Origin of the sequence: Streptomyces sp. NPDC088350 (assembly GCF_044753545.1) — a bacterium.
Taxonomy (GTDB): Bacteria; Actinomycetota; Actinomycetes; order Streptomycetales; family Streptomycetaceae; genus Streptomyces.
In genome coordinates this window covers 13,712-31,580 of sequence record NZ_JBIVNL010000012.1, presented here as the reverse complement: position 1 = coordinate 31,580, position 17,869 = coordinate 13,712, and the positions used below count along the sequence as shown (strand labels likewise).

General features: G+C 67.5%; 17 protein-coding genes. 8 read left to right on the top strand and 9 right to left on the bottom strand.

The features are described from left to right. Positions 1-3 precede the first annotated feature (3 nt). The 5 genes from ACIQBL_RS36065 (at position 4) to trxA (ending at position 4,952) form a co-directional block, all read left to right on the top strand. The gene (locus ACIQBL_RS36065; RefSeq protein WP_401949706.1) at positions 4-1,719 is read left to right on the top strand and encodes a serine/threonine protein kinase; all 1,716 of its coding nucleotides are present in this window, start codon (positions 4-6) and stop codon (positions 1,717-1,719) included. A gap of 27 nt (positions 1,720-1,746) precedes the next feature. Continuing rightward, positions 1,747-2,472, top strand: a complete 726-nt coding sequence (gene sigM / locus ACIQBL_RS36060) for an RNA polymerase sigma factor SigM (RefSeq protein WP_401949703.1) — start codon at positions 1,747-1,749, stop codon at positions 2,470-2,472. Beyond that, the gene (locus ACIQBL_RS36055) at positions 2,469-3,425 is read left to right on the top strand and encodes an anti-sigma factor family protein (protein WP_401949700.1); all 957 of its coding nucleotides are present in this window, start codon (positions 2,469-2,471) and stop codon (positions 3,423-3,425) included. The genes sigM and ACIQBL_RS36055 overlap by 4 nt, the downstream gene beginning before the upstream one ends. A gap of 183 nt (positions 3,426-3,608) precedes the next feature. After that, entirely contained in the window at positions 3,609-4,577 is a 969-nt protein-coding gene (gene trxB / locus ACIQBL_RS36050; protein WP_401949697.1) for a thioredoxin-disulfide reductase, read from the top strand. Between the two features lie 42 nt (positions 4,578-4,619). Beyond that, positions 4,620-4,952, top strand: coding sequence for a thioredoxin (gene trxA, locus ACIQBL_RS36045; RefSeq protein ID WP_401949694.1), 333 nt, complete (start codon positions 4,620-4,622; stop codon positions 4,950-4,952). An 81-nt stretch (positions 4,953-5,033) separates the two neighbouring features. On the opposite strand, the gene ACIQBL_RS36040 is transcribed toward trxA, so the two are convergent. The 9 genes from ACIQBL_RS36040 to rpmH all read right to left on the bottom strand — a co-directional run bounded on the left by ACIQBL_RS36040 (position 5,034) and on the right by rpmH (position 12,034). After that, complete coding sequence (locus tag ACIQBL_RS36040) at positions 5,034-5,651, bottom strand: GNAT family N-acetyltransferase (RefSeq protein ID WP_401949691.1); 618 nt, start codon at positions 5,649-5,651, stop codon at positions 5,034-5,036. Positions 5,652-5,977: 326 nt separating this feature from the next. Next, on the bottom strand, positions 5,978-7,081 hold the full coding sequence (locus ACIQBL_RS36035) for a ParB/RepB/Spo0J family partition protein (protein WP_401949689.1): 1,104 nt from the start codon (positions 7,079-7,081) through the stop codon (positions 5,978-5,980). Further along, complete coding sequence (locus ACIQBL_RS36030) at positions 7,078-8,151, bottom strand: ParA family protein (protein WP_078652772.1); 1,074 nt, start codon at positions 8,149-8,151, stop codon at positions 7,078-7,080. The genes ACIQBL_RS36035 and ACIQBL_RS36030 overlap by 4 nt, the downstream gene beginning before the upstream one ends. Before the next feature lie 319 nt (positions 8,152-8,470). Continuing rightward, positions 8,471-9,187: a 16S rRNA (guanine(527)-N(7))-methyltransferase RsmG gene (gene rsmG, locus ACIQBL_RS36025; RefSeq protein WP_401949686.1), complete on the bottom strand. Its 717-nt coding sequence runs from the start codon at positions 9,185-9,187 to the stop codon at positions 8,471-8,473. 136 nt (positions 9,188-9,323) lie between these two features. Then, complete coding sequence (locus ACIQBL_RS36020; RefSeq protein WP_019055151.1) at positions 9,324-9,836, bottom strand: R3H domain-containing nucleic acid-binding protein; 513 nt, start codon at positions 9,834-9,836, stop codon at positions 9,324-9,326. Positions 9,837-9,851: 15 nt separating this feature from the next. Continuing rightward, complete coding sequence (gene yidC, locus ACIQBL_RS36015; protein WP_401949682.1) at positions 9,852-11,150, bottom strand: membrane protein insertase YidC; 1,299 nt, start codon at positions 11,148-11,150, stop codon at positions 9,852-9,854. Between the two features lie 3 nt (positions 11,151-11,153). Further along, a complete protein-coding gene (gene yidD / locus ACIQBL_RS36010) occupies positions 11,154-11,507 on the bottom strand; it encodes a membrane protein insertion efficiency factor YidD (RefSeq protein WP_033285733.1) in 354 nt (117 codons plus the stop codon). Next, positions 11,504-11,875: a ribonuclease P protein component gene (rnpA, locus tag ACIQBL_RS36005; protein ID WP_078532680.1), complete on the bottom strand. Its 372-nt coding sequence runs from the start codon at positions 11,873-11,875 to the stop codon at positions 11,504-11,506. Before rnpA ends, yidD begins: the two co-directional genes overlap by 4 nt. A gap of 21 nt (positions 11,876-11,896) precedes the next feature. Continuing rightward, a complete protein-coding gene (gene rpmH, locus ACIQBL_RS36000) occupies positions 11,897-12,034 on the bottom strand; it encodes a 50S ribosomal protein L34 (RefSeq protein WP_006381191.1) in 138 nt (45 codons plus the stop codon). A 399-nt stretch (positions 12,035-12,433) separates the two neighbouring features. Between rpmH and dnaA the strand changes: the two genes are divergently transcribed. From dnaA to gnd, 3 genes are all read left to right on the top strand, one after another. Beyond that, positions 12,434-14,365, top strand: coding sequence for a chromosomal replication initiator protein DnaA (dnaA, locus tag ACIQBL_RS35995; protein WP_401949677.1), 1,932 nt, complete (start codon positions 12,434-12,436; stop codon positions 14,363-14,365). 1,214 nt (positions 14,366-15,579) lie between these two features. Beyond that, positions 15,580-16,710 (top strand): DNA polymerase III subunit beta, encoded by a 1,131-nt coding sequence (gene dnaN / locus ACIQBL_RS35990; protein ID WP_401950377.1) that lies wholly within the window; start codon positions 15,580-15,582, stop codon positions 16,708-16,710. A gap of 233 nt (positions 16,711-16,943) precedes the next feature. Further along, a complete protein-coding gene (gene gnd / locus ACIQBL_RS35985; RefSeq protein WP_401949674.1) occupies positions 16,944-17,819 on the top strand; it encodes a phosphogluconate dehydrogenase (NAD(+)-dependent, decarboxylating) in 876 nt (291 codons plus the stop codon). The last annotated feature ends 50 nt before the right edge of the window (positions 17,820-17,869 follow it).

Genomic DNA, 17,869 nt, shown 5'->3' with positions numbered 1-17,869 from the left:
ACGGTGGCGGAACGGAGCACGGCTGCCGTCGACGTGGCAGACAACAGCGGCGACGAGCCGCTGACCGCCAAGGCGGACCAGTCCACGGCCGACGGGGTGGCCCAGAACCCGGAGCGGGACACGGAGAGCGAAGAGGCACAGGGGAGCGGCGGGATCGAGGAAACCGAGAAGGCCTCACCTCCCGAACTGCACAGCGGTCACAAGCTCGCCAGACGCTATCGACTCGAAGAGTGCGTCACCCGTCTGGACGGCTTCAGCAGTTGGCGTGCGGTGGACGAGAAACTCCGCCGTGCCGTCGGCGTCCACATCCTGCCCGCGGACCATGCGCGGGCCCGTTCCGTGCTGGCCGCGGCCCGTTCCTCGGCGCTGCTGGGTGATCCCCGCTTCGTCCAGGTCCTGGACGCCGTGGAGGAGAACGACCTCGTCTACGTCGTCCACGAATGGCTGCCCGACGCCACGGAACTGACGGCTCTTCTGGCCCCCGGCCCGCTGGAGGTGCACGACGCCTACCAGATGGTCAGTCAGATCGCCTCAGCCATGGCCGCAGCGCACCGCGAAGGCCTCGCCCATCTGCGCCTGAACCCGAACGCCGTGCTGCGCACCTCGTCCGGCCAGTGGCGCATCCGCGGTCTGGCCGTCAACGCCGCGCTGCGCGGCATCAGTTCGGACACTCCGCAGCGCACGGACACGGAGGCGATCGGCGCCCTGCTGTACGCGGCACTCACCCAGCGCTGGCCGTACGAGGACGACGCCTACGGCCTGTCCGGGCTGCCCAAGGGCGTCGGTCTCATCGCCCCCGACCAGGTGCGCGCAGGTGTCCACCGCGGCCTGTCGGAGCTCGCCATGCGTGCGCTCGCCAACGACGGCGCCACGGCCTCCCGGCACGAAGCCGCATGCACCACGCCGGAGGAGCTGGTGAAGGCGATCGGCGAGATGCCCCGCATCCGCCCGCCGGAGCCCGCGTTCACCGCACCGCCCGAGTACCAGCGCACGACGTACCAGCAGGGCACGTACGGCCGCCCCGCACCGCGCCCCGGCGCCACCCAGGCCGTGCCGACCCCGCCGGCCCCCCTGCAGAGCCGCACCGGCAAGGCCCTCAAGTGGGCCGTGTCCGCGCTGCTGATCGCCGCGCTGGGCCTGGGCAGTTGGCAGCTCGCGGACGCTCTCATGGAGCAGGGCAACAAGTCCGACGACACGAAGCAGACGCAGACGACGGACGGGAACGACAAGAGCGGCGACAAGACCAAGCCGGTCAAGACGCTCACGATCCAAGACGCCCAGGAGTTCGTGGCGAAGGGCGACGCCCAGCATCCGGGCGACGTCGACAAGACCTACGACGGCGACTCGTCGACATACTGGAGGACCTCGAGCTTCATAGGGGGCCCGGTGCTCGCGCCCTACAAGCCGGGCGTGGGCATCGTCTACGACCTCGGTTCGGCCCAGGATGTCTCCACGGCGACCATAGGGCTCTACTACAGCGGCGATCACACGACGGTGAAGCTCTACGCGGCCGACTCGCTGTCGCCCTCCTCGCTGGACTCCATGACGCAGATCGGCACCGTCACGACGACCGGGACCAGTGCGACGGTGAAGGTCACCAAGCACGTGAAGAGCCGGTACGTTCTTGTCTGGCTCACCGCTCTGCCGCACGCGGACCGGGACCAGTACAGCAACGCCGGCTACAAGCAGGCCATCACCGACGTGAAGTTCACGGGCTGACGTCTCACCGGAGGGGGAGGGGGTCCGATGGCGGAAGGCGCCGGATACGACGGGACGAGCGATCAGGATCTGCTCGCCCGCCATGTTGAAGGCGACCCGGAGGCCTTCGGCGAACTCGTACGGCGACACCGGGACCGGCTCTGGGCCGTGGCCCTGCGCACGCTGGGCGACCGCGAGGAGGCCGCTGACGCGGTCCAGGACGCCCTCGTCTCCGCCTACCGGGCCGCCCACACCTTCCGCGGCCAGTCGGCCGTCACGACCTGGCTGCACCGGATCACCGTGAACGCCTGCCTGGACCGCGCCCGCAAGGCGGCGTCCAGGAAGACGTCTCCGGTCGACGACACCGAGCGCCTGGAACAGCTCCTGGAGCCGCACGAGTCGGCCTCGGCTCCCGCCGAACGCAACGACCTGCACCGCCAACTGCTGGAAGCCCTGGGCACCCTCCCGCCCGACCAGCGCGCCGCCCTCGTCCTCGTGGACATGCAGGGCTACCCCGTCGCAGAGGCCGCCCGCATGCTCGACGTGCCGACCGGCACGGTGAAGAGCCGCTGTGCCCGCGGAAGAGCCAGACTGCTTCCGCTGCTCACCCATCTACGGCCGGAAAGAGCCGGTGACGGCAACGAACCGGACGCAGGACGGAACCGGGCGCAGGGGACATCCGTCCCACCGGCAGCGGGACCCCGCGACTCGGGCCCCGAGGATGCAGGGCCGAGCGATTCAGCTGCTGTGAAGGGCGGAGGTGGGCGAGCGTGACATCCACGACAGACACGACCGGGCACCCGGACGTCGCGGAGATCTCCGACCTCACCGAGGGCCTTCTCCCGCCGTCCAGGACCGCGGAGGTACAACGGCATCTGGACGAGTGCGAACTCTGTGCGGACGTCCATGACTCCCTGGAGGAGATCCGGGGACTGCTGGGCGCACTTCCAGGCCCACCGCGCATGCCCGCCGAGATCGCGAGCCGTATCGACACCGCCCTCGCCGCGGAAGCCCTGCTGGGTGCCGACGCCCCCGAGTCCCTGTCCACGCCGACGTTGGTGAGTGCGTACCGGGCCACGTCGGGTGAGGACCGCGAGGGCACCGAGACGCATGTTTCACGTGAAACATCGCCTCCGTCGGACCGCCCGTCGGGACGTGCGCACGCGGCGACCGGCCCCGGACGCAAAGAGCGGAATCGCGGCGGACGTCGCGGGAGGATCGTGCTGGGAGCCGTGTTCACCGCGGCCGTTCTGGGAGCCGGCTCTCTCTTCATCCAGTCGCTGGGCGACCACAAGTCGTCCGACACGGCTCAGGGGAACCCCACCAGTTCCGCGGACACCTTCTCCAAGGGGAAGTTGGAGAGCCAGGTCTCGGAGCTGCTCTCCACCAAAACGGCCACGAGCCAGGGCGCCACTGGCGGCGAGAAGCCCTGGAAGGCCGAAACCGACCCGGGCACCGGGAAGTCCTCCACCAAGACTCCCCAGACCCTCATCAAGCCTTCCGACGGCATCCCGGACTGCGTCCGCCAAGGCATCGACCGCGGCAATGAGGACGTCCTCGGTTCCAAGCAAGGGACCTACGACGGGAAGGCCGCCTATCTCGTGGTGCTGCCCGACGCTTCGGACAACAGCCGGGTCACGGCTTACGTCGTCGACGGGGCATGCACGAGCCGCCAGACGTCCACCCCTGGCAAGGTCCTTCTGACCCGGTCGTACCCGCGTTCCTGACTGCGGACGTCTTGTCTCCGGTCCTCTCTTCGGTCGGCGTGGTATCTCACTACGGCGTGCCGTCTTCGTGTGCCCGGACACAGTGGGAATGCGGGCCCCGTAGGATCCGTTGGGTGGGGTGGAAGCTCTGAAAGGGGCTCCCGCCGGTCGTACTGACGCAGTCCAGAGACGAGGAACCAAGCCGTGAGCGACGTCCGAAACGTGATCATCATCGGCTCCGGGCCCGCCGGCTACACGGCGGCGCTCTACACCGCGCGCGCGTCGCTGAAGCCGCTGGTGTTCGAAGGCGCCGTCACCGCCGGTGGCGCGCTGATGAACACCACCGAGGTCGAGAACTTCCCTGGCTTCCAGGACGGCATCATGGGCCCCGAGCTCATGGATAACATGCGCGCCCAGGCCGAGCGCTTCGGCGCCGAGCTGATCCCCGACGACGTGGTCTCCGTCGACCTGACCGGTGAGATCAAGACCGTCACGGACACCTCGGGCACCGTGCACCGGGCGAAGGCCGTCATCGTCACCACGGGCTCGCAGCACCGCAAGTTGGGCCTGCCGAACGAGGACGCGCTGTCCGGCCGGGGTGTCTCCTGGTGTGCCACCTGTGACGGATTCTTCTTCAAGGACCAGGACATCGCCGTCATCGGGGGTGGCGACACGGCGATGGAGGAGGCGACCTTCCTCTCCCGCTTCGCCAAGTCCGTGACGATCGTCCACCGCCGGGACAGCCTGCGTGCCTCCAAGGCGATGCAGGAGCGCGCCTTCGCCGACCCGAAGATCAAGTTCGTCTGGGACAGCGAGATCGCCGAGATCGAGGGCGACCCGAAGCTCGCCGGCCTCAAGCTGCGCAACCTGAAGACCGGGGAACTCTCGGACCTCGCGGTGACGGGTCTGTTCATCGCGATCGGCCACGACCCTCGCACGGAGCTCTTCAAGGGCCAGCTGGAGCTGGACGGCGAGGGCTACCTGAAGGTTGAGGCGCCCTCGACCCGGACCAACCTGACCGGTGTCTTCGGCGCCGGTGACGTGGTCGACCACACCTACCGCCAGGCGATCACCGCCGCAGGCACCGGCTGCTCCGCCGCTCTGGACGCCGAACGTTTCCTCGCCGCCCTCGCGGACGAGGAGAAGGCAGAGCCCGCGAAGACCACCGTCTGACCCCCATCCGCCCCACCGCACGAATAAGTTAAGGAGCCCGCCGTGGCCGGCACTCTGAAGAATGTGACCGACGATTCCTTCGACGAGGACGTCCTCAAGAGCGACAAGCCCGTCCTGGTGGACTTCTGGGCCTCCTGGTGCGGTCCGTGCCGCCAGATCGCTCCGTCCCTCGAGGCCATCGCCGCCGAGTACGGCGACAAGATCGAGATCGTCAAGCTCAACATCGACGAGAACCCGGGTACTGCCGCCAAGTACGGCGTCATGTCCATCCCGACCCTGAACGTGTACCAGGGTGGCGAGGTCGCCAAGACCATCGTTGGTGCCAAGCCGAAGGCCGCGATCGTTCGCGACCTTGAGGACTTCATCGCCGAGTGATGTTTCACGTGAAACACGAATGGGCCGACTCCCCGGAGTCGGCCCATTCGCTTTGAAGCAGCCTTTCGCTTTGAAGCAGGCCTAGAGCGGTCGCAGCGCTGGTTCCTTCTGTACGGCCCCCAGCAGCCGGTCGAGCGCCAGCTCCACGTCTTCCTTCCAGGAGAGCGCCGTACGCAGCTCCAGCCGCAGCCGTGGATAGGTGGGATGCAGCCGGACCGTCTTGAAGCCCACGGCGAGCAGATGATCGGCAGGCAGGACGCAGGCGGCCTCTTTCGAGCGGGCATCGCCGAAGGCCTCGATCGCCTTGAAGCCCCGTCGCAACAGATCCTTGGCAACCGTCTGGACCATGACCCGGCCCAGTCCCTGCCCCTGGTAGCCCGGCATGATGAACGCCGTCATCAGCTGCACGGCGTCCGGCGACACCGGACTCGTGGGAAACGCCGTGGACCGGGGGACGTAGGCAGGCGGCGCGTAGAGGACGAAGCCCACTGGTACGTCATCGACGTAGACGACCCGGCCGCAGGAGCCCCAGTCCAGCAGGACGGAGGAGATCCAGGCTTCCTTCTCCAGTGACGACGTGCCTGCCTTTAGCGCGGCCTGTCCGCTGACGGGGTCCAGCTCCCAGAAGACGCACGACCTACAGCGCTGGGGAATGTCCGGGAGGTTGTCCAGCGTGAGCGGTACGAGCCGACGCCCCATGAAGGCTGATCCTCGCTTCCCTCGCCCGCAGCGTCGCGGGCGGCAGTCAGAGCGCTGCGTTCCCTGAGCAGACTGCCGACGAACCCGCCGACCGCCCCCAGGCCCAGACCCGCGCTCACCAGTCCGGTGCGGCTCACCGTTCGCATGGCCCCCGCCTCCCCTAAGAGGTGCTGCCAGGTGGATGCGCCATACCCGAACGCATCGTATCCATGATGCGATTTCATCGATACCGACAGAAAGCAAAGAGCGGGCCGTGTTCCGGTACACACCGGACACGGCCCGCTCTGCGGGTCGGACGAACCCAACCCATGCCGTAGCCGGACGACTCAGGCCTCGTCCTCCGAGTCGTCGTCCAGCAGGCTCCGCTGCAGGACCGGTCCCTCGCCCGGGGCCAGCGAGCCGAGGATCCGCTCAAGGTCCTCCATCGAGGCGAACTCGACAGTGATCTTGCCCTTCTTCTGGCCCAGGTCGACCTTCACCCGGGTCTCGAACCGATCCGAGAGACGGGTGGCGAGGTCGCTCAGCGCCGGGGAGACCAGGGCGCCAGCCCGCGGACCCTTGGAACGCTGAGCCGTCTGGGGCCGTGAACCCATGAGGGTCACGATCTCTTCGACGGCCCGTACCGAGAGTCCCTCGGCCACGATCCGGTGAGCCAGCCGGTCCTGCTCCTCCGAGTCGTCGACGGAGAGCAATGCCCGGGCGTGACCGGCGGAGAGTACTCCGGCGGCGACCCGGCGCTGGACCGACGGCGAGAGCTTCAGCAGACGCAGGGTGTTGGAGACCTGCGGGCGGGAACGACCGATGCGGTCCGCCAACTGGTCGTGCGTGCAGTTGAAGTCCTTGAGCAACTGGTCGTAGGCAGCCGCCTCTTCGAGCGGGTTCAGCTGGGCGCGGTGCAGGTTCTCCAGGAGAGCGTCCAGGAGAAGCTTCTCGTCGTCCGTGGCCCGCACGATCGCCGGGATCGCCTCAAGTCCCGCCTCACGGCAGGCCCGCCAGCGCCGCTCGCCCATGATGAGCTCGTAGCTCGTCGGGCCGATCTGGCGTACGACGACGGGCTGGAGGAGGCCGACCTCCTTGATGGAGGTGACGAGCTCCTGCAGCGCGTCCTCGTCGAACACCTCACGCGGCTGGCGCGAGTTCGGCGTGATGTCGTCGAGGGGCAACTCGGCGAAGAAGGCACCGACGGGAGGTGCCGGCATCTCCGGAGCGCCGTACGTCGACGAGTCCTCTGTTTCATAGGAGACCGGCGGCAGCGTGGTGACCTTCGCCGCTGCCACCCCTCGGTCGCCGGTGATGACCGGAACAACCGTGGGGGACACGGAAGCAGCGCCGCCCCCCAGTACGGCCGGAGCCGCTGTCTTCTCCCCTGTCGGGGCTGCGGGGATCAGTGCGCCGAGCCCACGGCCCAAACCCCTCCGTCGCTCGCTCACTGGATGCCCTCCACCATGCTCTGGTCGCTCTGAGCGCCGATATGCGCATGCGGTGCGTCGTAGCTGACGCCCACACCCTTCAGCGCGATTTCCCTTGCTGCTTCAAAGTAGGAGAGGGCACCGCTCGATCCGGGATCGTAGGTCAGTACCGTCTGCCCGTAACTCGGCGCCTCGGAGATACGAACAGAGCGGGGAATGCTCGTCCGCAGCACCTCGTCGCCGAAGTGGCTGCGCACCTCGTCCGCGACCTGGGACGCGAGACGCGTCCGGCCGTCGTACATGGTGAGCAGGATGGTCGACACATGGAGGTTGGGGTTGAGGTGCCCCCGCACCAGGTCGACGTTGCGGAGCAGTTGTCCGAGGCCTTCCAGTGCGTAGTACTCGCACTGGATCGGGATGAGGACCTCCGCACCGGCGACCAACGCATTGACCGTCAGCAGGCCGAGCGAGGGCGGACAGTCGATGAGGATGTAGTCCAGCGGCTGCTCGTAGGCCTGAATCGCCCGCTGCAGTCTGCTCTCTCGTGCCACCAGGGACACGAGCTCGATCTCCGCACCGGCCAGATCGATGGTGGCAGGGGCGCAGAAGAGACCTTCGACATCAAGAACCGGCTGCACGACCTCCGAGAGAGGTCTGCTGTCGACCAACACGTCGTAGATAGAAGGAACTTCCGCGTGGTGGTCAATCCCCAGTGCCGTGGACGCGTTGCCCTGTGGGTCGAGGTCGACCACCAGAACACGGGCACCGTGCAGTGCCAGCGAAGCGGCAAGATTGACGGTCGTCGTCGTCTTGCCCACCCCGCCCTTCTGGTTGGCGACGACCATGATTCGGGTCTGCTCGGGCCGCGGCAGGCCCTCGCCGGCACGACCTAGGGCTTCCACCGCCAGTTGGGCAGCACGACCGATGGGAGTGTCGTCCATAGGGGGCGGTGTTTCACGTGAAACATCCTCCCCCATCGACTCGGTACGGGGACCGGGGACCGGATCGGTCATCGGTCCCGCGATGTTGGCGTCGGACCGCAAGGATTCACTCTCCTCGACTTCAGGCTCGCAATGAACAGAGCCTCCCATGTCTTCAGGGTCGTGAACCAGTGAGGCCTGTTGTTCTGTGGAGAATTCCACCTCTGTGGACAACTCCGTGCCCTCTCCGAGTGATCCGAGAGGCTTCCGGTCGCGGGGTCCGGCCGCGGCGCGGCCGCGACTGATGATGCCGTGTAGCAGTGAGCGACGTTTCACGTGAAACACGATGCACAGCAGCCGAGGCCGAACTGTCGCGACACTCCGGCATGCGTAGGTTTGGCAGCTTGTGTGGAGTAAGTTTCGTCGTCAGGACGGATCAGCGACACACCTCATGTGCTGAGACCGACCCGCCTCAAGCACTGAGGCATCCTCAACGACGCCGACGGGTACGCCCCGTGCGAGCCGCCTTGGCCCGCTTCGCCGCGAAGCGCACCCCTCCGGGGCTCTCTCCGACCTCGACACGAACGACCGTGGACAGCGGATCCACGATGCCTTCGCCGACCTGAAGGATGGACGTCTCCACCGCTCCGAGCTTGCTGAGCACGGACGCCGCACTCTTGAGCTCCTCCTCGGCCGTATCCCCCTTGAGCGCCAGCATCTCGCCGTACGGGCGGAGCAGCGGGATGCCCCAGGTGGCCAGCCGCTCCAGCGGAGCCACGGCCCGCGCCGTCACCACATGGACCGGCTGCAGCTTGCCCATGACCTCCTCGGCGCGCCCCCGTACGACGGTGACATGGTCGAGGCCCAGGAGTTCGACGACCTCGTTGAGGAAGTTCGTACGGCGGAGCAGCGGTTCGAGCAGGGTGATCTTGATGTCCTCACGGACCAGGGCCAAGGGAATGCCGGGGAGGCCGGCGCCGGAGCCGACATCGCACACCGTCACTCCGTCCGGCACGACCTCCGAGAGGACCGCGCAGTTCAGCAGGTGCCGTTCCCACAGGCGGGGCACCTCCCTTGGGCCGATGAGACCACGCTGCACACCCGCGTCGGCGAGCAGCTCCGCGTATCGCACCGCGTCATCGAAGCGATCGCCGAACACCTCGCGCGCCTGCTCGGGCGCGGGGGGAAGCTCCGCTGCCTCCGTCACGGGGAACCGTCCTTCCGTACCGCAAAAGCGCATTGGGCGCTGATCACCAGGACCACCAGAACTACAGGACTATCAGGCTGACAAAGTTCGGCCCCGTCTGCTCAACAGACGGGGCCGGTGGAACCGTAGGGACCGATCAGGCGGGAAGCACGACGACGAAGCGCTGCGGCTCCTCGCCCTCCGACTCGCTGCGCAGTCCCGCGGCCTTGACGGCGTCGTGCACGACCTTGCGCTCGAACGGGGTCATCGGGTTCAGCTTCACCGGCTCGCCGGTGTTCTTGACGTCGGCCGCGGCCTTGGCGCCCAGCTCTGAGAGCTCGGTGCGCTTCTTGGCACGGTACCCGGCGATGTCCAGCATCAGCCGGCTGCGGTCCCCGGTCTCCCGGTGCACGGCCAGGCGGGTGAGCTCCTGAAGTGCCTCCAGCACCTCACCGTCGCGGCCGACGAGCTTCTGGAGATCGCGGCCACTGCTGTCGCTGATGATCGAGACAGCGGCGCGGTCGGCCTCGACATCCATGTCGATGTCGCCGTCGAGATCGGCGATGTCCAGCAGACCCTCGAGATAGTCCGCCGCGATCTCGCCCTCCTGCTCCAGGCGGGACAGGGTGTCTGCACCCTCGGCAGCGGCGGAGGTGGTGCCTTCCGTCACGGGATGGACTCCTTCTTACTTCTTGGACGGGGACTTGGGCCGCTGCGGACCCTTGCGCTGTCCGGACTGGGCCTTGCTGCGGGTGCCGCCGGCAGGCTTCGGGGCGGGCTTCTTCGCGGCGGTGGCGGGCTTGGCGTCCTCGGGCTCGTCCGACTTGCTCAGCGAGGTCTTCGGCTCGTCCGTATCGTCGGCCGCGTTCTCGGCATTGTCGTCGGCGGCCTTCGCGGCGGCGGACTGGCGCTGGGCCTTGGTCTGCCGCTTGGGCTGCTGACGCCTGGGGACGGCCGGGGTCGGCGTACCGTCCTCGGACTCCACAGCCGTGCTCTCGCCCTTCACCACGGTGCCGTCCGGCTGGGCCACGAGGCCCACCTTCGTAAGGCTGTTGATGAACTTGCGCTCGAACTCGTTGCGGTCACGGCCCTTGGAGACGATCGCCTTGACGATGGCCTTCTCGCCCCGGCTGCGGGTCTTCTCGTGGTGCGTGACGTGCTTGGTCAGGCGCTCCAGGTAAGCGGCCTGAGCCTTGGAACCCGGGGTCGGGTTGTTGTGGATGACGTACATCTGCTGACCCATGGTCCACACGTTGGTGGTCAGCCAGTAGACGAGGACACCGACGGGGAAGTTGATGCCGAAGATGGCGAACATGACCGGGAAGACGTACATCAGCATCTTCTGCTGCTGCATGAACGGGGTCTTCACCGTGGTGTCGACGTTCTTCGTCATCAGCTGGCGCTGCGTGTAGAACTGCGACGCCGACATCATCACGATCATGATCGCGGTGACGACCCGGACGTCGGTCAGCGTGGCGCCGAGGGCCGCGACCTTGCTGCTGCCGTCCGTGAACTTCGCGGCCAGCGGGGCACCGAAGATGTGCGCCTTCTGGGCACTGGCAAGCAGGGACTCGTTGATCACGCCGATGGTCTTGTTCGACGCGATGCCATTGAGTACGTGGTAGAGGGCGAAGAAGAACGGGGACTGCGCCAGGATGGGAAGGCACGAGGAGAGCGGGTTGGTACCCGACTCCTTGTACAGCTTCATCATCTCTTCGGACTGACGCTGCTTGTCGTTCTTGTAGCGTTCCTGGATCTTCTTCATCTCGGGCTGCAGGGTCTGCATGGCCCGGGTCGCCTTGATCTGCTTCACGAAGAGCGGGATCAGACAGATGCGGATCAGGATCACCAGGGACACGATGGACAGGCCCCAGGCCCAGCCCGTGTCGGGACCGAAAACCTTCCCGTACACCGAGTGGAACTGGACGATGACCCAGGAAACGGGTGTCGTGATGAAGCTGAAAAGACTGGCAATCGTGTCCACTAATCATGCTCCTTGGGCATGGGACGGTGTCTCTGCGGCCGGGCTCGAAGGACTCAGCCCTTCAGTGGCCGTTTCGGCGGCGGAGGTCCCGCCCTTGCGGGCGCGCCATGCGCCCCGCAACATCTCGTGCCACCGCGGACGCTTGCGCGGTGGGACATGGTCCACACCCCCCAGCGACCACGGATTGCAGCGCAGGATGCGCCAGGCCGTGAGCGCGGTGCCCTTGATCGCGCCGTGCCGGTCTATGGCCGTGTAGCCGTAGTGGGAGCACGACGGGTAGTACTTGCACACAGGCCCCAGCAAAGGGCTGATCGTCCACTGGTACAGCTTGATCAGCGCCAGTAGCGGGTACTTCATCGCGCGCCCCCTCCCAGCAGCCGCTGAACGGCGGCATCCAGGTCTTGGGCCAGCTGTGCATGGTCGGCGTCGCCCGCTCCGGGCAGCGCTCGTACGACTACCAGGCTACCGGGGGGAAACAGGGCGACTCGCTCGCGCATCAGATGGCGAAGTCTGCGCTTCACCTTGTTGCGCACCACGGCGCCGCCCACTGCCTTGCTGACGACGAAACCCGCACGCGTCGGGGGAGCGCTCTCCCCTGGCGCGTGCGGGTCCGTGGCACCGCTACGAAAGTGGACGACGAGAAGCGGGCGGCCGGCCCGGCGACCCCGTCGTACCGCGGTCGCGAAGTCTTCGCGCCGCCTCAGCCGATGCTCGGTAGGCAGCACGACGTCATGACCTGATCGGGATCAGGCGGACAGGCTGGCGCGACCCTTGCCACGACGGTTCGCGAGAATCGCGCGACCGGCACGGGTACGCATCCGCAGGCGGAAGCCGTGGGTCTTGGCACGACGACGGTTGTTCGGCTGGAAGGTGCGCTTGCTCACGAGGGGGCTCCAGAAATAAATCGGTGGTGGCGGGTGCCGTCCTGGCTGTCACCGTGCGCCCACGAGTAGCTCGCAGTTACGCCCGAGTGCACCGCTTCCCGATCACCTCGAAGCGATCTGTGCCCATCGGAGGCAGGCGGCAGCAGCCATCGACAACTCGACCTGGTCACGGTACGCGGGGCTACGCCATCCGGTCAAACCAGCGGTCACAGCGAGACACTATCCACAGGCTGGGGACAACAACTTGAACCGCACCCGTCGCCCTGACTACCGTGGCTGGACTCCGATTCGTTCCTTTGTCCCCCGCCCCCACACCTTTTTCCCGAGCGTCCCACCCGATTTACATCCCGTCCCGTCCGCGAACCACACGTTCGTGGGACCCGTGAGAGAGCGTGCCCTGTGGCTGACGTACCTGCCGATCTTGCCGCAGTGTGGCCACGAGTGCTGGAGCAACTTCTCGGTGAGGGGCGTGGGCAGGGTGTCGAAACCAAGGACGAGCACTGGATCCGGCGCTGCCAACCCCTGGCACTCGTCGCCGACACCGCCCTGCTCGCCGTACCGAACGAATTTGCGAAGGGCGTGCTCGAAGGCCGCCTCGCCCCGATCGTCAGCGAGACGCTGAGCCGCGAGTGCGGCCGGCCGATCCGTATCGCGATCACCGTCGACGACTCCGCCGGCGAGCCCCCCGGCCCGCCGGCACCCCCCGCCCAGCCCCAGCGCCGCTACGAAGAACCCGAGCAGAGCCGCGACCCCTACGAGGGGGGCTACGGCCGTCATCGCGCCGAGCCGCTCCCGGGCGGCCCCGGCGACCAGCTGCCGACCGCGCGTCCCGCCTATCCGTCGGAGTACCAGCGCCCCGAGCCGGGCGCCTGGCCGCGGCCGTCCCAGGACGACTACGGATGGCAGCAGCAGCGGCTCGGCTTCCCGGACCGCGACCCTTACGCGTCGCCGTCGCAGGACCAGTACGGATCGCCGTCCCAGGACCAGTACGGGGCACCGGCGAAGGACAAGTACGGGCCGCCCCAGGACTCGTACCAGCCGCAGCAGGACCCGTACGCACCGCCGGCGCAGGAGTACCGCCCGCAGTCGATGGAGCGTCCGTCGTACGAGCAGCAGCGCGCGGAGTACGAGCAGTCGCGGGCCGAGTACGAGAAGTCCCGCGAGCAGTACAACCAGCGCGACGCGCGACGCGATCTGTCCGACTCGCACTCCAACTCCGGCCATGTGCACCGCGGTGGTCCGGGGTCGCCCGGACCGCTGGGCTCGAAGCCCGCGCCGGCGGCCGGTCCTGGCGAGCCGACCGCGCGCCTGAACCCGAAGTACCTCTTCGACACGTTCGTCATCGGCGCGTCCAACCGGTTCGCGCACGCGGCTGCGGTCGCCGTCGCCGAGGCGCCCGCGAAGGCGTACAACCCCCTTTTCATCTACGGGGAGTCGGGGCTCGGCAAGACGCACCTGCTGCACGCGATCGGGCACTACGCGCGGAGCCTGTACCCCGGCACGCGCGTGCGGTACGTGAGCTCGGAGGAGTTCACCAACGAGTTCATCAACTCGATCCGCGACGGCAAGGGCGACAGCTTCCGCAAGCGGTACCGCGAGATGGACATCCTTCTTGTCGACGACATCCAGTTCCTCGCGGACAAGGAGTCGACGCAGGAGGAGTTCTTCCACACGTTCAACACGCTCCACAACGCGAACAAGCAGATCGTGCTCTCCAGCGACCGGCCGCCGAAGCAGCTGGTCACGCTGGAGGACCGGCTGCGGAACCGTTTCGAGTGGGGCCTGATCACCGACGTCCAGCCGCCCGAGCTGGAGACGCGAATCGCCATCCTTCGTAAGAAGGCGGTGCAGGAGCAGCTCAACGCCCCGCCGGAGGTACTGGAGTTCATCGCCTCCCGCATCTCGCGCAACATCCGCGAGCTGGAGGGGGCGCTGATCCGGGTGACGGCGTTCGCGTCGCTCAACCGGCAGCCGGTGGACCTCGGTCTCACCGAGATCGTCCTCAAGGACCTCATCCCGGGCGGCGAGGACTCGACACCGGAGATCACCGCGACGGCGATCATGGGTGCGACCGCCGACTACTTCGGCATCACGGTCGAGGACCTGTGCGGCAGTTCGCGCGGCCGACAACTGGTCACGGCCCGGCAGATCGCCATGTACGTGTGCCGCGAGCTGACCGACCTCTCCCTGCCGAAGATCGGCGCGCAGTTCGGTGGCCGCGACCACACCACGGTCATGCACGCCGACCGGAAGATCCGCGCGTTGATGGCCGAGCGGCGATCGATCTACAACCAGGTCACCGAGCTGACCAACCGCATCAAGAACGGCTAGCAGCCGCAGAGTTACGACACCGACAGCAGCGTTACGACGCCGAAGGGCGCCCCGGGGATCGAGGTCTCCCGAGGCGCCCTTCGGCATGCCCGGGAGGCGGGCGGGGCGGCGCCGGGAGTGGACCGGGACAGCAGCAGGGATCGATCGGGGCAGCGTCAGGAGGGGGGCCGAGAAGGCGCTTCGGCGGGCGCCGGGGAAGGCGTCCCGAAGGATCCGGCAGTCGTTCGGGGGCGATCCCCAGCCGATTCGCAGCTGTCCTTGAGCCAAGCCGGCGCCGCGCAGGAGCCACCCGGCAGCCGCTCGGGAGCCGTTCTGAAGCCGTTCTGAAGCGGTCCTAGGCCCTTCAGAGGCACTCCCAAGGCCCTTCCGGGGCCGATCCGCGCCTCTCCGGACGAGGTTCGCCGCCCCTCCGCACCCCCGCGTCCGCCGCCCGCTGTTCGAATACCTGCCAAGTTACGGCCGCCCTCCACAGATTCGGCGACTTTCTTCCGTCCACATCCTGGGGACTGTGAAGTTGTCCAGATCGTGTCCACAGGCACTGGGGGTGAGAGACCATCAGTCCAGGTCAAGTGGTTGTGGATTCGTGGACGAAAGATCTCCACAGGCTGTGGACAAAACCGTGATCCACAGGCTGGGGACGAAGTTGTCCACCGGCAACCCACAGGCTGGGGGCAGTTGTCCCCAGCGATCACCAGCTTCTCCACATCGCTGTCCACTGTTCGGCAACGCAACGCGCCACCTCACCGTGTCGAGTGAAAGGCGTCACACGAAGGTGCCGGGTTGGGCTGTGGGAAAGGTGGGTAAAGCTGGGGACGGCGCTGGGGAGAAGTGGCCCTCGGCTGTGCATGGGGTGTGCAGAACTTTCTGTTCTCCACAGAAACCCGAGGTTGTCCACCGCCGTCGCCCACAGGGTCGGTGGACAAAATTCCCGGCCTGAGCTGCGAAAACGCGGTTATCCACGGTATCCACAGCCCCTACTACTACTAGCAACTAGAGAGAGCTGGGAAACCGTTTCGAAGCGGGGCCTGTGCACAACTCGCGCTTCGTCGCCCGACAGCGGCTCATCACGACTTGACCCCGAGAGGCACCTACTGTCAGTGCCGTGCGTCAGACTGTTCCCCGATGTCCTTCCCCTCACAGGGACCGACGACACCGAGACAGACGACGAAGCCAGGCAGGCCAAGAAGCGCCGGCAACAGCAGGAGGCGGCAACAGTGAAGATCCGGGTGGAACGCGACGTACTCGCGGAGGCCGTGGCCTGGGCGGCACGCAGCCTCCCGGCCCGTCCGCCGGCGCCGGTCCTCGCCGGCCTCCTGCTGAAGTCCGAGGAGGGGCAGCTGAGCCTGTCCAGCTTCGACTACGAGGTCTCCGCGCGTGTGTCGGTCGACGCGGAGGTCGAGGAGGAGGGCACGGTCCTCGTCTCCGGCCGACTCCTGGCCGACATCTGCCGTGCTCTCCCGAACCGGCCGGTGGAGATCTCCACAGACGGTGTACGGGCGACGGTGGTCTGCGGGTCCTCCCGGTTCACTCTCCACACACTGCCTGTGGAGGAGTACCCGGCGCTGCCGCAGATGCCGGGCGCGACCGGCACCGTCCCCGGTGAGGTGTTCGCCTCGGCCGCCGCCCAGGTGGCCATCGCCGCCGGCCGCGACGACACGCTGCCCGTCCTCACCGGTGTGCGCATCGAGATCGAGGGCGACACGGTGACGCTGGCGTCCACCGACCGCTACCGCTTCGCGGTCCGTGAGTTCCTGTGGAAGCCGGAGAACCCGGAGGCGTCCGCCGTCGCCCTGGTGCCTGCCAAGACGCTCCTGGACACCGCCAAGGCCCTCACGAGCGGCGACAGCGTGATCCTGGCGCTGTCCGGCTCGGGCGCGGGCGAGGGCCTCATCGGCTTCGAGGGCGCCGGTCGCCGTACGACGACGCGTCTCCTGGAGGGCGACCTCCCGAAGTACCGCTCGCTGTTCCCGACGGAGTTCAACTCCATCGCCGTGATCGAGACCGCCCCCTTCGTGGAGGCCGTCAAGCGCGTGGCCCTGGTCGCCGAGCGCAACACGCCGGTGCGGCTGAGCTTCGAGCAGGGCGTGCTGATCCTGGAGGCCGGTTCCAGCGACGACGCACAGGCTGTGGAGCGCGTCGACGCACAGCTGGAGGGCGACGACGTGTCGATCGCCTTCAACCCGACCTTCCTGCTGGACGGCCTGAGCGCGATCGACTCCCCGGTGGCCCAGCTCGCGTTCACGACGTCCACGAAGCCCGCGCTGCTCAGCGGCAAGCCCGCCCTGGACGCCGAGGCGGACGAGGCCTACAAGTACCTGATCATGCCGGTGCGACTGAGCGGCTGAGAAATGTGAGTCCGCTCGGACTGGACGACTGCTGGGGGTGTGGGGGTTATCCCCCACATGGTCGCAGTATGCCGGTTCGCCTCAGCGGCTGATCCTGTCAACGACGAGAACACCGCAGGTCGGGGCATACGTCTGAGCGCGTATGCCCACAGGTGTGCATGAGTGTCCGGGTCTAGGCTCGGACACAGGTACGCAAGTGCCCTCATGCCACGTCGCACCCTAAGGAACAACTGATGGAGCTCGGTCTCGTCGGCCTCGGCAAGATGGGCGGCAACATGCGCGAGCGCATCCGCCGCGCAGGCCACACCGTCATCGGATACGACCGCAACCCGGACCTCGCCGATGTCCACAGCCTGGGCGAGCTTGTGGGCAGACTCAAGGGCCCGCGGGTCGTCTGGGTGATGGTCCCGGCCGGTGCCCCCACCCAGGCGACCGTCGACGAGCTGGCCGAGCTCCTGGAGCCCGGCGACGTCGTCGTGGACGGCGGCAACTCCCGCTGGACGGACGACGAGAAGCACGCCGAGGAGCTGGCGGCCAAGGGCATCGGCTTCGTCGACTGCGGCGTCTCAGGCGGCGTCTGGGGCCTTCAGAACGGCTATGCCCTGATGTACGGCGGCGACCCCGAGAACATCGCCAAGGTGCGGCCCGTGTTCGACGCGCTGAAGCCCGAGGGCGACTTCGGCGCGGTGCACGCCGGCAAGGTCGGCGCCGGGCACTTCTCCAAGATGGTCCACAACGGCATCGAGTACGCGATGATGCAGGCCTATGCCGAGGGCTGGGAGCTGCTGGAGAAGGTCGACTCGGTGACGGATGTCCGCGAGGTCTTCCGCTCCTGGCAGGAGGGCACGGTCATCCGTTCCTGGCTGCTCGACCTGGCCGTCAACGCCCTGGACGGCGACGAGCACCTCGACAAGCTCAAGGGCTACGCGGAGGACTCCGGCGAGGGCCGCTGGACCGTGGAGGCGGCCATCGACAACGCCGTGCCGCTGCCCGCGATCACGGCCTCCCTCCTCGCGCGGTTCGCGTCGCGCCAGGAGGACTCTCCGCAGATGAAGATGATCGCGGCGCTGCGCAACCAGTTCGGCGGCCACGCGGTCGAGACGAAGTAATCCACAGAGATGAAGTAATCCACAGATCCATAGGCCGCGGTCCGTGGATC

Bases quoted from the DNA above. Each gene is read 5' to 3' on its own strand.
- sigM (WP_401949703.1), top strand. From the start codon at position 1,747: ATGGCGGAAGGCGCCGGATACGACGGGACGAGCGATCAGGATCTGCTC.
- ACIQBL_RS36040 (WP_401949691.1), bottom strand. From the start codon at position 5,651: ATGGGGCGTCGGCTCGTACCGCTCACGCTGGACAACCTCCCGGACATT.
- ACIQBL_RS36030 (WP_078652772.1), bottom strand. From the start codon at position 8,151: ATGGGAGGCTCTGTTCATTGCGAGCCTGAAGTCGAGGAGAGTGAATCC.
- yidD (WP_033285733.1), bottom strand. From the start codon at position 11,507: ATGAAGTACCCGCTACTGGCGCTGATCAAGCTGTACCAGTGGACGATC.
- gnd (WP_401949674.1), top strand. From the start codon at position 16,944: ATGGAGCTCGGTCTCGTCGGCCTCGGCAAGATGGGCGGCAACATGCGC.